The 11,983-nt window shown below is 65.5% G+C and carries 15 protein-coding genes; 8 read left to right on the plus strand and 7 right to left on the minus strand.

Annotated features, from left to right (window positions below; all coding sequences use genetic code 11):
• Window positions 1-4 precede the first annotated feature (4 nt).
• Window positions 5-898 carry a helix-turn-helix domain-containing protein gene (locus ACIN94_RS29495; protein ID WP_400713042.1) on the minus strand — a complete coding sequence of 298 codons (894 nt, stop codon included), beginning with the start codon at window positions 896-898 and terminating at the stop codon, window positions 5-7.
• A gap of 360 nt (window positions 899-1,258) precedes the next feature.
• Here ACIN94_RS29495 and ACIN94_RS29500 point away from each other — a divergent pair, with 360 nt between their 5' ends.
• From ACIN94_RS29500 to ACIN94_RS29520, 5 genes are all read left to right on the plus strand, one after another.
• Complete coding sequence (locus ACIN94_RS29500; protein ID WP_400713045.1) at window positions 1,259-1,717, plus strand: ATP-binding protein; 459 nt, start codon at window positions 1,259-1,261, stop codon at window positions 1,715-1,717.
• Between the two features lie 194 nt (window positions 1,718-1,911).
• A complete protein-coding gene (locus tag ACIN94_RS29505) occupies window positions 1,912-3,033 on the plus strand; it encodes an NAD(P)-binding domain-containing protein (protein ID WP_400713048.1) in 1,122 nt (373 codons plus the stop codon).
• Window positions 3,034-3,038: 5 nt separating this feature from the next.
• Window positions 3,039-3,581 (plus strand): NUDIX hydrolase, encoded by a 543-nt coding sequence (locus ACIN94_RS29510; protein WP_400713051.1) that lies wholly within the window; start codon window positions 3,039-3,041, stop codon window positions 3,579-3,581.
• Between the two features lie 77 nt (window positions 3,582-3,658).
• Entirely contained in the window at window positions 3,659-4,324 is a 666-nt protein-coding gene (locus ACIN94_RS29515) for a DUF433 domain-containing protein (RefSeq protein WP_400713054.1), read from the plus strand.
• Window positions 4,281-4,790, plus strand: coding sequence for a hypothetical protein (locus tag ACIN94_RS29520; protein ID WP_400713057.1), 510 nt, complete (start codon window positions 4,281-4,283; stop codon window positions 4,788-4,790). The genes ACIN94_RS29515 and ACIN94_RS29520 overlap by 44 nt, the downstream gene beginning before the upstream one ends.
• Window positions 4,791-5,311: 521 nt before the next feature.
• On the opposite strand, the gene ACIN94_RS29525 is transcribed toward ACIN94_RS29520, so the two are convergent.
• The 4 genes from ACIN94_RS29525 to ACIN94_RS29540 all read right to left on the minus strand — a co-directional run bounded on the left by ACIN94_RS29525 (window position 5,312) and on the right by ACIN94_RS29540 (window position 7,967).
• A complete protein-coding gene (locus ACIN94_RS29525) occupies window positions 5,312-5,944 on the minus strand; it encodes a hypothetical protein (protein ID WP_400713128.1) in 633 nt (210 codons plus the stop codon).
• The gene (locus ACIN94_RS29530; protein ID WP_400713119.1) at window positions 5,848-6,612 is read right to left on the minus strand and encodes a transposase family protein; all 765 of its coding nucleotides are present in this window, start codon (window positions 6,610-6,612) and stop codon (window positions 5,848-5,850) included. The genes ACIN94_RS29525 and ACIN94_RS29530 overlap by 97 nt, the downstream gene beginning before the upstream one ends.
• Before the next feature lie 195 nt (window positions 6,613-6,807).
• A complete protein-coding gene (locus tag ACIN94_RS29535; RefSeq protein WP_400713060.1) occupies window positions 6,808-7,245 on the minus strand; it encodes a RidA family protein in 438 nt (145 codons plus the stop codon).
• A 68-nt stretch (window positions 7,246-7,313) separates the two neighbouring features.
• Complete coding sequence (locus ACIN94_RS29540; RefSeq protein WP_400713063.1) at window positions 7,314-7,967, minus strand: TIGR03086 family metal-binding protein; 654 nt, start codon at window positions 7,965-7,967, stop codon at window positions 7,314-7,316.
• A gap of 51 nt (window positions 7,968-8,018) precedes the next feature.
• Here ACIN94_RS29540 and ACIN94_RS29545 point away from each other — a divergent pair, with 51 nt between their 5' ends.
• The 3 genes from ACIN94_RS29545 (at window position 8,019) to ACIN94_RS29555 (ending at window position 10,454) form a co-directional block, all read left to right on the plus strand.
• On the plus strand, window positions 8,019-8,465 hold the full coding sequence (locus tag ACIN94_RS29545; protein ID WP_400713066.1) for a MarR family winged helix-turn-helix transcriptional regulator: 447 nt from the start codon (window positions 8,019-8,021) through the stop codon (window positions 8,463-8,465).
• 38 nt (window positions 8,466-8,503) lie between these two features.
• On the plus strand, window positions 8,504-9,049 hold the full coding sequence (locus ACIN94_RS29550; RefSeq protein ID WP_400713069.1) for a hypothetical protein: 546 nt from the start codon (window positions 8,504-8,506) through the stop codon (window positions 9,047-9,049).
• 490 nt (window positions 9,050-9,539) lie between these two features.
• Complete coding sequence (locus tag ACIN94_RS29555; RefSeq protein ID WP_400713072.1) at window positions 9,540-10,454, plus strand: serine/threonine-protein kinase; 915 nt, start codon at window positions 9,540-9,542, stop codon at window positions 10,452-10,454.
• Here ACIN94_RS29555 and ACIN94_RS29560 read toward each other — a convergent pair.
• Complete coding sequence (locus ACIN94_RS29560) at window positions 10,444-11,337, minus strand: serine/threonine-protein kinase (protein WP_400713122.1); 894 nt, start codon at window positions 11,335-11,337, stop codon at window positions 10,444-10,446. The two genes, ACIN94_RS29555 and ACIN94_RS29560, sit on opposite strands and share 11 nt — an antisense overlap.
• A 98-nt stretch (window positions 11,338-11,435) precedes the next feature.
• Entirely contained in the window at window positions 11,436-11,828 is a 393-nt protein-coding gene (locus ACIN94_RS29565; protein WP_400713075.1) for a DUF6082 family protein, read from the minus strand.
• Window positions 11,829-11,983 lie beyond the last annotated feature (155 nt).

Raw genomic sequence — 11,983 nt, forward strand, 5'->3', positions numbered from 1 at the left:
TCCGCTAGCGATCTTCGCGTAGGGACGCGAGTAGCGTGGCCGTATCGGTAGGGCTGAGCGCTATCGCGCGAAGATGCTCACAAATGTGGTTGTACTGCTGAATATCCGTCTCTTTTTCAAGAAACAGATCACCGGCCATGCTGTCAATATGAATTACGTCGGAGCCCTCCGTGTCGAACTTCAGGACGATGAAGCTACCGGGCATCCCAGGGTGGGCTCCGGCGGAGAACGGGATGACCTGGACGGTGATGTGCGGGCGTCGAGCCTGCTGGGTGAGATGCGCGAGCTGGGCGCGCATGATGGCGTCGCTGCCGACCGTTCGGTATAGAGCGGCTTGGTCGATGATCGCCCACAACCGTAGGGGCGTCTCGTGCTCGAGGAGAGCCTGGCGCTGCATCCTGGCGGTGACGAAGCTGTCAACCTCTGCGTCGGGGGCGGTTGGCAGCACGCCTCGGATCACCGCCCGCGCATAGTCCTCAGTCTGCAGCAGGCCGGGGATGAACAGCGACTCGTAATTTATGGCCTGATGGGCCTCGGCCTCCAGGCCGATATAGGCGCTGTACTTGTCGGGGAGGTCTGCTTCGAGGCCATGCAGCCACCCGCGCTGCTTGGCCTCTTTCTGTAGTGCCACCAGGTCGGTGCGGCGGCTGCCGGTGACACCGTAGGCGTCGAGCAGGGCGTTGAGTGTCCGGAGTTGCGGCTTGGTCTTGGCCGTTTCGATCCGGTGGAGCGTAGCGAGGTTGACGTCGGTCTTCTCGGTCACCTCGGCTTGGGACAGTCCGGCCTCCTGACGGAGACGGCGCAGCTCGGCCGCCAGACGGCGCAGGCGCACCGTTGGCGGTTGGCGCCTGGTCCGTGGCTGAGGTGCAATCGCCACCAACTCGTCCTTCTCCTGCATCTTTAGCCCCCCTCTGGACTATGCGGGCAGTGTAAGAACCTGCATTGCATTTACTCATTGTGATGGTGCATGCTCTCTGCGTAAAGCCTTCCAGGCTGGTTCCCTTCTGGAGGGCGAAACGTGTGATTCCCCAGACAGCCGGGCGGACGAGCTTCCCTCCCGATGCGGCCCACCCCCGTCGGGGTGTCCGCCCGGCGTAAGCGGTACGACCGGCGGCAGCCCCCTGCCGCTACCCGGTCGTACCTCCCGTAGGACCGGCACCGTGCCCCCGCCCCCGTAGGGGAGAGCAGCCGCCCCCGTCTGCGAACGGTGCCGGTCCTATGCCCTGACACCTGACGTGCTGACCAGGATCGAGGGAAAATGACCGATGTCACCACCGGAAAGCACCATCTGGAGCTCTCCGTCTTCCCGACCTCGCCCTACTACGCCCGCGTGCACGTCCAGCGTGTGCTGGAGGGCTGGCGGCGAGACGACCTGGTCGAGACGGCCCAGCTCGTCGTCTCCGAGCTGGTCTCCAACGCCATCAAGGCGCACACCTCGTCCCCCGCCGTCACGGAGGCGGCGGCCCATGCGAGTCCGGACCACATCTGGATGGACCTGTACCCGGTCGGGGACGCGGTCGTGCTGCGCGTCTGGGACGCCAGCCGTACCCCGCCCGTCCTCAGGACCCCTGACCTGGACGACGAGGGCGGACGCGGCCTCTGCCTCGTCGACCTGCTCGCGAGAAGCTGGGGCTACTACCGGCCGGCATCGGGCGGAAAGATCGTCTGGTGCACTCTGGCATCCCTACCGGTGTCTCCCGAGGAACAGTCCAGATGATCATCGCTATGGTGCCGGCCTCCGCTCTGGACGCCGGAACCTGAGGCCGGGCCTGCTGATCGTCGAGGGACCCGTGGAGAGCAGGACCAGCCGTACCGATCCGTACGGCGCTGCGCTCCGGCTCCAGCCGTCACCACCTGAACACCCCAGCCGTCCCATGCACGACCCACCTTCACCGATGAGAGGGAACAGCCATGGAAGCCTTCGAACGTGCCCGGCTGGACGCCTACTTCGCCAAGATCGCGGCCCGGTTTGTCCCTGACGAACAGATCACGTCCTTCTTGGTCACCCACCTTCTGCCCGAGCGGCCCTGCTTCGTCCGCGCGGTCGCGGCGATGAGCCGCCTGCGGGCGGTGCTGCCCAAGCCCAAGTCGATCAACCTTGCCGCCCAGCGCGAGGTCGAGCAGACCGTCCCGGTCGACGCGCTCTCCCGTGAGCTGTTCACTGACCTCGGCACAACCCTGGACTACTTCGAGTCCCGGGCCGCCGCCGAGCCGATCGCGCTGCTGGACGTCGGCGGCTACTTCGCCCCGGCCCTGGACGATCTGCACGGACGCTTCTCCGGTCAACTCCTCGGGGTGATCGAGGACACCGAGAACGGCCACCGCCGCTACCGGGATCTCGACACGCTGCCCTGTCCAGTGATCTCGGTCGCCCGTTCGCCGCTGAAGGACCCTGAGGACTTCCTCGTCGGTCAGTCCGTGGTCTTCTCCACCGAGGCCGTCATGCGCAGCCGGGGCGACATCCTGCACGGCCGCCCGGCCCCAGTGATCGGCTTCGGTAAGCTCGGCAGCTCGATCGCCCGCCTGCTGCACGCCAAAGGTGTCCAGGTCACAGTCTTCGACATCGACCCCGTCCGCCGCACCCAGGCGCTGTCCCAGGGCTTCACCGTTGCCCGAGACCGCCACAGTGCGTTGATCGGAGCTGGACTCGTGCTCTGCGCGACCGGTGCCGTCTCCCTGCACGGCGAGGACTTCCCCCACCTGCGCAACGGCGCCTACATCGCCACCGTCACCAGCAGCGAGGACGAACTGGAACTCAGCGGACTGCCGGACGTCTACACCCGCACAATGGTCGGTGACCACATCACCCGCTATCAGACGACCGGCCACTACTTCTATCTGGCGAACGGCGGGAACGCCGTCAACTTTTTGCACGGCGCCAGCGTTGGGCCGTTCATCTTCCTGGTCCAGGCCGAGATACTCGCCGGGATCGGGATGCTCTCCCGTGGAGATCTCGCACCCGGTATGCACGAGGTCTCCGCGGCCGACCGCGCCGCCATCGCGGCGATCTGGCTCTCCTACTTCAACAGGTGATTGACTTGGCCATCACGGCAGACCACATCCACACCGTCATCGGCGACTACCTCGACGCGCACCCCGAGGAAAAGCACAGCCTCGCCCCTGTCCTGGAGTTGCTGGACGACGGCGCGGACCTCACCACCCGCAAGGAATTCCGCGGCCACGCGACCGCCGGTGCGGTCCTCGCCGATCCCGACGGGCGCATCCTGCACGTCCACCACCTCGCCTTGAACAAGTGGCTCCTGCCCGGCGGCCACCTGGAGGCATCTGACGCCACCCTTCTGGACGCGGCCCTGCGCGAGCTTGCCGAGGAGACCGGCATCTCCGCCGATGCCGTCACCCCGGTCGGTGACCGCCCCATCCACATCGACATCCACCCCATCCCCGCCAACGCCGCCAAGGGCGAGCCGGACCACCGGCACATCGACTTCCGGTTCCTCTTCCGCACCGCCAACGATGTCGGCCGGCTCCAGACCGAAGAGGTCACCGCCGCCGCCTGGCGCAAGGCCGACAGCATCAGCGACCCCATCCTGAGACAGCGCGTCACCCAGGCACTTCGCTGAGGCCCTCCAGCCGGATTTCGAGTCCGACAGGTCAAAACTGCATGACGGAAGGCGGGGCCTTTGCAGAGGCGAGTGACATGGGCGACATCCGGGCTCGGACGGGTCTGCTGAACCAGAGCGATGCCGCTCGCTTCCTCGATATCCGGCAGCAGACCTTCAACTGCTGGGCGAGGGGCTACGAGCGGGGGCGTCCGCTCCTGCATGTTCTTCCCTCCGGCGGCTCCCGGCAGGCGACCGTGCCGTTCGTCGCGATGGCCGAGGCCTATGTGCTGGACGCGCTCAAACGGGCCGAGGTGAAGCCGAACAGAATCTGGCCCGCACTCCAGCGGCTTCAGCAGGAGTTCGGTCACGAGTATGTCCTTCTCGCTCCCGAGCTGGCGATGGATGGCATCGACGTGCTGTGGGACTTCTCGCGGACGAAGGCCGGTGCGGGCCTCATCGAGGCACGGACGGGCCAGCACGTCATCCGGGAGATCGTCACCGACTATCTGGACTACGTGGTCCGGGCAGAGGACGGATTCCCTGCCAGCCTGCGGCTGCGGAGCTGTCTGCCGTCGAACGTGGTGATCGATCCGCATCAGGCGTTCGGGCAGCCGATCTTCGCGGAGACGCGCACGCGGGTCTCCGAGGTGGCGGCCATGATGAAGGCCGGCGAGGAGCCAGAGGTGATCGCCGATGAGCTCGGAGTCACCCTCGACGATGTCAGGACCGCCACCCGCATCCTCCTGGGCCACGCCGCCTGAGTTCTATCTCGACGAGAACAGCGTCAGCCGCAGCGTCCGCAAGCTGCTGGCCGAGCTGGGTTACCTGGTGCACACTCCGGCGGAGCTGTTCGGCTCACGGGACGAGGCGCTGGTTGCCCCCGATGAACGCCGGTTACCTCTGGTCGGGCAGCGGGGCTGGCTGGTGATCGCCTGTGACATCCGCATATTCGAGCGTCCGCATGAATACGAGGCATATCTCAAGGCCAAGGTCGCGGTGTTCCTGCTGCCGGGCGAGTCGAAGATCGAGGAACGTAAGGGGCTGATCGTCTGCAATCTCTCGGCGATGTGCAGCGAGGCCAGCCAGCTTCGATCAGGAGTGTGGCGACTGACCGCACGTGGTCTGGACCCCTACGAGGCTCCGGCTGCCAAGAAGAAGCGAGCGCAGCGTCCGAAGGCGATTGGTTGTGGGTCTTGCCGCGAAACCCTCTCTGAAAGATTGGCGTGAAGCAGGACGAAGCAGTCTTAAATTGCATGAGTAGGTTGAGAACGGAATCCGCGCCTGGCGCGGATCAAACCGAGATCAGCCCAGCCACACCCGCTGATGCCAGACCATCCCGCCGGCCCGGAATCGGTCATAGCGCTCCTCGGATCGGCGTTCAATGGGCATGGCGATTATGCCGTGTCCGAACTGGCCGCTGATTCGCCTCGGCCCTCTGTCGAGTGGGCAGAGGGCCGAGGTCAGGTTCAACTCCTGGTTCTCACCAGGAACGGGTCTCCGTCGTCGGCTCTATTCCTCGAATAGAGGAGGTCGAAGCGAGGTCTACCCGTGGTTCCTGTTCTGCGGGCCGCTGACGGGCTTGACAGGATAGCGGCCATTGGCCGACTCGGCCCCTTGGTCCGTGTCGGCGAAGGGGAACTCGTCACACTGCGGACCGGCCGCGGTGTAGTGCTGCTTCCCTTGCAACCCACTTGGGGTGCGGCCTCCGAGAAGCCCCGATCGCCCAGGCTGTTTTCGCCGAGAGCACCTCAGTGGTCTAGCCAGAATTGGAGCTTGAGCAGAGTGAAGCTGATGATATTTGGCGTGAACTCTTCGTGGCCGAGAGACTTGCGGTGGATTCTGACCTGCCAGACGCTGTTCTCTCTGCCGAGGTCGAATTCTGCGCCGTAGGAAGCGTTACCGGAATATTCGTCAACGGCTTGAATCTTTCCGGAGGTCAGGTGCACGCTTCCGGACCAGGTCCTGTCCCAGGTGTCGAGAGCAGGTGGTGGCCCGTCCCAGAGTTCGTATTTGATCAGACATCTTTCGCTGCTGATCTCGTTGATCGCGATCCCGTCGTCGCCGGCGCCGATCCAGCCTTCCGCATCGGTGGGGATCTCATCAAGAACCCAGTCCTTCCCGACGCGTGCGACGCCGGACAGATACTTTTGTATCTCGCGCTGATCGAGGAGTTCGGTGATGATGTTTGCCATGATCTTCCTGACACTTCTGAGGTCGGGGTGAGAGTGAGAGGCGGGGCCTGCCCCAGGGCTGAAGGAGTTCTCACATCGTGAGACCCAGGTGATCAGCGGGTTGTGGAAGTCATCACGCGCCCATCGGGTGCCGTCGGCGATGTTGGTGAAGCCGAGCAGGCGTAGCGCGCCGATCGCGTAGCCGCGCATGGTGGCCAGGATCGACGGGGCCGAGGCGGTACGGACCCTGCATCGGTCCTCCCCGAGGGTGACGTCTCTCGCGTAATGATCTTTGTTTTCAATCGACCATTCGCCCCTGACCGGCTCGGCCAGGCGTCGTCGGTCAGCTGCGCGCCGAGCCGATGCTGGGCGGGCGCGTGGGGGGTAGCGGTGCCGCGCTGGGTCTTGCCGTCGACTGTCATGGGGATCAGTTCGTCGGGATCGTCGTACAACTCACGCAGTTGGCCGGCCCGGTGCGTGGCGTAGGCAGCGTCCACATGTGCGGCGTTGACCTGCGCGATCGTGCGGCACACGGTATCGGGGTGCGGGGCTTGGAACAGGCCGGTCCGCCGATCCCGCCGGGCGCCGAGCTGGGCCAGGACTTCTTGTGGAGCACGGGCGATCCAGTGCCGGATCGCGGCGGAGGAGACCGCGCCGGACACGATCGCCGCCTGGACCAGGGCCAACATCAAGGCGAGTGGATGGCGTCGCCCGCGTCGATCATGAGGATCTGGGACCTGGGCCCATACCTGGCGCAGATCGGCCATGTCCACGACCTCATCGGCCGGTGTGAGAGATTCGCGCTGGTCAACGGCGTTGATGGCGGCGTGGACGGTGGCGCTGATGGCGGACACGACGGGCGGCATGGCAACCTGCACGGACAACGAGGCTCCGGTAGATCGGGCTGGCGTGAGAACCGCCGTTCTACGGGGCCTTGTTGCATGTCAGGACTTCGCCACGCCGTTCGCGATCAACCCGTGACCTGCGGATCCCCTTCTCGTCGTCTCAACATTCGAGAACTCCGTCAGCCCTGCCTGGGATCTCGGCCTCATCGTTCTCGCGTGGTAGGCGGGCTACGCCGGTGCGTTCTCCTGGGCGCCCGGGACATCGGTGATCAGGGCGACCGCCTCGACCTCGACGAGCTGGTGGTTGTAACCGAGCACCGTCACGCCGAGCAGTGTGCTGGGGACGTCATGTGCGCCCATGTAGTCGCGGTAGACCTTCCACGCCTCGACCAGGTCACTCTGCTTGGAGGAGGCCACGTAGACGGTGGTCTTGACGACATCGGTCAGCGACGCTCCCGCCCCGTCGAGTGCCGTGACGAGATTGCGCATCACCTGGTGGGCCTGCCCTGCGTAGTCCCCCACCGCGACCGTCTTGCCCTCGGCGTCGAGGGGACAGGCCCCCGCCACCCAGATGGCGCGTACCGGCGTGTCGGCGACCGCCGCGTAGGCGTAGTCCACCTTCTGCGTGAGCCGGTCGTCGCGGATCAACCTGACACCTGTGCTCATGAACGCTCCTTTGGGACGGAATTGGAAGCACGTGCGGAAAACGGCAAACGGCCCTTGTTCCGGCTGGTTCACCGGGGCCAGGCCGGAGAGCGGCCGAGGATCGCGACGATCTCGTCAAGACGTGATCCGCCGGACCACGAGACCTCTGGCGCGAAGGCGGCGCCGGGCGCGAGACGGGCGTCGCCCACGGGTACGGCCCTGGCCACGACGAGCGCGACGTCGAGCAGCTCCGGCTCGAACCCCACCGTGATGCCCAATGTCCTTGCGACATCCCAGGAATGTACGACGTAGTCGATGAAGTGGAAGCCGATCGCCCGCATCGCGGGGAACGGCCTGCCGGCGTCGATCTCCGGCAGCGGGAACATCTGGTCGAGGACGCCATCGGCGGCGAAGGCCGCCAGCACGTGCTGGGCGGAGACCCGGTAGGCCTCGACGGGGTCGTCCCCAAGAGGGCGCGGTTTCCACAACGCCGGGTCGCCTTCGCCCCTGGACGCCGCCGCGAAGCCGTAGTGCTGCGTGGTCATGTGGGCCAGCAGGCCGTGCAACGTCCATCCGGCACATGGCGTCGGCCGGTCCATGTCCGCGGCCGTCGCCTGTGCCATCACGTCGACGCTGGTGCGGACCGCTCGGGCGTTGAGTGCGACGAGATCGACCTCGGTCGTCAGCGCGTTGGGTTCGCGCGGGTTCACCCCCATGGCGGGAGCCCCAATATTCATATGCATTCGCTTATAATCAACAGACGCTTATCATCTGTCAACAGGTATCTTGACCATGTGACAGGTCAGGACGGCGAACGCCGCGACCTCGCCGCGATGCTGCAGCCCCTGGTGCGGTCTCTCATCGCCGCAGAGCTGCCGGTACTGGCGAGGCACGGGATCTCCATGTGGGGCTACGCCGTACTCAGCGCGCTTGACGACAACCCGGTGCGCACGCAGGCCGCGCTCGCGGAGGCGATCGGCGCCGACAAGACACGGATCATCAGCACACTCGACAAACTCCAGGAATCCGGGTTGATCTCTCGTACGCCGGACCCCGGTGACCGTCGCGCCCGGCTGCTCTTGATCACTGAGGACGGTCGTAGGGTGCGCAGATCGGCACAGGCCGGCATCCAGGCGAACGAGGACCGTCTGCTCGCCATGCTGCCGCCAGCCGATCGGCGTGGTTTTTTGCGCGCCGTGCGCGCGCTGTCGGCGCTGTCGCACGAAGACATCGTCGGTTGACGACATCGAACGGCTCCCGGATCGCGGAGGAGCGTGAGATGCGGGAGTGGGAGGCGGAGGAGCAGCGCAAATGCGACGAGGCACCCCGCCATCGTCCCCTGATCAGGCCGGTGTCGGCGTCGGTGCACAGAGAAAGCATGTGGACGGACTACGGGATCCTGGAGGGGTACGAGCCGGGCGGCGGCGATGACTCCTTCGAGGACGGCCTGATCGCGCTCGTACAGAAGAACGAGCTGGTGGCCGCACTCCCCGGCCATCTGATGATCAGCACCCACTCCGACTACAGGCTCTGCGTCACGACTGAGACCTACGCGCGCCGCCCGCCCGTGGAGACCGAGGGGTGGCACCACGTCGTCGAGGTCGGCTACCACAGCCCGACCGGCGAGATCAGGCTCAGTGACCCGACGGGCGCCCCCGAACTCCCCAACCTCGCCGTCCGTGGCAAGGGCCACTACCGGATCCGCGTCCACTACGCCTGGCTCCCGTGGAAGGGTGACAAGCTCGGCGCGCAACGACTGTTGATCATGGCCTATCCGAGACGCGGGGACGACGTCGTCATCCACCGCAAGCGGACCGAGCCGTAACCGGTATGCCGCCCGTCCTCATCCGTCCTGAATAATCCACGCAAAGGCCCGGCCGCTCCGTATCATTTGCGCTGTGTCCCCAGCCAGTGATCCTGCCCCCCACCATCACTACAACGCCGACAGACGCATTTCCGGCCGGCCTTCATGGTGGAGATTCCCTCTCAGCCTGGCCTGGGCGTTGGCTCCGCTGTACACCGCCGGATTCGCGACCCCCTTCATCATCGGACATGCCGCGGTGCGATTGAAAAGCCGGATCGCCGGCTTCGCGACCGGCGTCTACGGCATTCTTCTGTTCGCGTACTTCGTCGGTGTCGGCGTCTTCGACGACAACAATCCCGCAACCAATGAGCCAGTGGTCAATGCGGTCGTAGGAGTCTGGATCATTGTGGGCTGGCTGGGTGGCACGGGGCACGCGCTCTTCCTTCGATCATCCGTTTTCCGGCCTCGGCCGACAGTCCACTTCCCTTCGGGGACATGGCAGCACAGACCCATGCCGCCCCCTCACTATCAGGCTCCCGCGTCACCGCCTTATCAGGCCCCCGCGCCCCGGCCTTACCAGGCTCCCGCGACCCCGTCACCGTCGTTCTCCTCGCCTCCGTGGCACCCGGCGGGCACTGCGTCCGGTTCCCGTCCCTTCGACAGGCTCGGGCCGTACCGGCTAGGCCAGAAGATCGGTGAGGGGGGCCAGGGAGCGGTCTATCTCGCGCACGGCCCGGACGGGCAGCCGGTGGCGATCAAGGTGCTGCACAGTCGGATCATCGGCGGTGCGGCCGAACGCGAGAGCTTCATCAGAGAGGCCGCCATGGCCCAGCGGGTGCGTCCCTACGCCACGGCCAGGGTGATCGACGTCGGCGTCATCGACGACGTGGCCTACATCATCAGCGAACACGTGCCCGGCCCTTCCCTGGAAGGGCTGGTCCGAGACGAGGGCCCGAGGGGTGGCGACAGCCTGACCCGGCTGGCCATCGGGACGGTGGCGGCGCTGAAAGGCATTCACGCCGCGGGCATCGTGCACCGGGACTTCAAGCCGGCCAACGTTCTGATCGGCCCGGACGGTCCCCGAGTGATCGACTTCGGGATCGCCAGAGCACTGGACCAGGTCACGATGACCTCGGGCGGTCTCAAAGGCACCCTGGTCTACATGTCTCCCGAGCAGATCTCCGGCGAGCCGGTCGGACCGGCATCCGACATCTTCAGCTGGGCTGCGACCATGCTCTTCGGCGCCACGGGCAGGCACGCCTTCGGCGCCGAGTATCAACCGCTCATCTACAAAAGGATCGTCACTCATCATCCCGATCTGTCCGTGCTGCCCGCAGCACTCCAGGCCCCGGTGGGCGCCTGCCTGGCCAAGAACCCAGATGACCGGCCGACGGCCGCCGAGGTGATGATGAGGGTCACCAGCTGATCCGGGACACCACCTCGGCATACAGGTGGATCGGTCTCGTCACGCGATCGACTACGCCGGGCAGTGGCGGCAGATCCCGCACGAACGGCAGGAGCCGGTGAAAGACCTCGTCGGCGCGTTGCGGGCGCCGATCGGGCTCCTTCTCCAGCAGTGCCATCACCAGCACGTCGAGCTCTCTCGGCACCGAAGCCCCCAGCAGCGCCGAAGGGTGCACCGGGGTGCGGCTGAAATGCCCGCCCACCTCGGCGATGAAATCCGTCGCCTGGAAGACTCGCCGGCCGGTGAGCATCTCGTAGAGGACGCAGCCCACCGAATACAGGTCGGTCAGCGCGCTGGTTCTGCCACTGTTGACCTGTTCGGGAGCCATGTAAAACCCGGTTCCCGGGGCCTCCAGCGTTCCGGTGATCACCGAAAAGTCAGGTGAACCCAGGACGGTCGCGACACCGAAATCCAGGACGATGAGGGTCGCATCGCGGCAGAGCATGAGATTGCCCGGCTTCAGATCGCGATGGACAAGCGAGCGATCATGCGCTGCCGACAGCACGGAACAGAGCTGTGCTCCGATCAGAGCGACCCACGGAACAGGGAGCATCTCGTGTGCGTCGAGCACGTGCGCGACGGTCCAGCCGTCGACGAACTCCATCACGAGGAAGAACCCGTAGTCGTCCTGCCCGAAGTCGTAAACGGCGGGCACGCCGGGATGGCGGAGCAACGCCATGATCCGGGCCTCGCGTCTGAACCGCCGGACAGCCTCCTCGGTGAGCCTGTCGAGCCGGACGCGCTTGACGGCCACGCGGCGATTCAAGTGAAGGTCGACGCCCTCCCAGATCTCTCCCATGCCGCCACGGCCTATCGGCTGGCGTAGTTCATAGCGCTGCTGCACGACCAACATGAAACTCCGATCGCGGGGCGCGGCGGGAACCGCGCGGTAGACGTCGTCGAGAATCCGGTTGAAGTGCCGTTCTCGCCGGGTTCCGGCGCTCAGCGTCCGTCTTCCCTGGCGTCGGTCCAGAACCTCCAGCCGACGGGCCCCGACAGGACGATACTGGAGATCGCCCACAGGTGTGCTTCGGTGATGGAGCGGAGCTCCCACATCATCAGCCGGTGATTGATAATCATGTTTACGTACATGTGTGCGCGCTGCTCGTTGGCGTTCTCGGATGTGAAGAACGTGCCCCAGCAGGCCCGGTACAGCGGGTCTTCCATGGCCATCCGCATGAGATCGGCATGCAGCCTAGGATTTTTTCGGCTCTCTGACCGACTGGCGGCATTCGAGCTTCCGGAACACCCCTTCGAGCTTCTGAAAGTATGGCCAGAAGCCCGAAAGATACTGATCGACGCGTTTTCGGTTTCCTGACGTCTCCCGAGTTTCACACGGTGCCTGCGGGCGGGCAGTCCTCCTCACCGATGAGGCTCCGGTATCACGATGGTCGGAAATCACCCAGACATGTAGCGGATGAACACTCTCGCGGCGACCGTATTAAAGAGCATGTCACATCTGTTCTAATGAACGGCCAAGACGTGGGCTC

The sequence above is a fragment of the Streptosporangium sp. NPDC087985 genome (assembly GCF_044741965.1).
Taxonomy (GTDB): Bacteria; Actinomycetota; Actinomycetes; order Streptosporangiales; family Streptosporangiaceae; genus Streptosporangium.

Bases quoted from the DNA above. Each gene is read 5' to 3' on its own strand.
- ACIN94_RS29555 (WP_400713072.1), top strand. From the start codon at position 9,540: ATGCCGCCCCCTCACTATCAGGCTCCCGCGTCACCGCCTTATCAGGCC.
- ACIN94_RS29525 (WP_400713128.1), bottom strand. From the start codon at position 5,944: ATGCGCGGCTACGCGATCGGCGCGCTACGCCTGCTCGGCTTCACCAAC.
- ACIN94_RS29540 (WP_400713063.1), bottom strand. From the start codon at position 7,967: ATGCATATGAATATTGGGGCTCCCGCCATGGGGGTGAACCCGCGCGAA.
- ACIN94_RS29505 (WP_400713048.1), top strand. From the start codon at position 1,912: ATGGAAGCCTTCGAACGTGCCCGGCTGGACGCCTACTTCGCCAAGATC.
- ACIN94_RS29495 (WP_400713042.1), bottom strand. From the start codon at position 898: ATGCAGGAGAAGGACGAGTTGGTGGCGATTGCACCTCAGCCACGGACC.
- ACIN94_RS29500 (WP_400713045.1), top strand. From the start codon at position 1,259: ATGACCGATGTCACCACCGGAAAGCACCATCTGGAGCTCTCCGTCTTC.
- ACIN94_RS29535 (WP_400713060.1), bottom strand. From the start codon at position 7,245: ATGAGCACAGGTGTCAGGTTGATCCGCGACGACCGGCTCACGCAGAAG.
- ACIN94_RS29520 (WP_400713057.1), top strand. From the start codon at position 4,281: ATGTCAGGACCGCCACCCGCATCCTCCTGGGCCACGCCGCCTGAGTTC.
- ACIN94_RS29550 (WP_400713069.1), top strand. From the start codon at position 8,504: ATGCGGGAGTGGGAGGCGGAGGAGCAGCGCAAATGCGACGAGGCACCC.
- ACIN94_RS29515 (WP_400713054.1), top strand. From the start codon at position 3,659: ATGGGCGACATCCGGGCTCGGACGGGTCTGCTGAACCAGAGCGATGCC.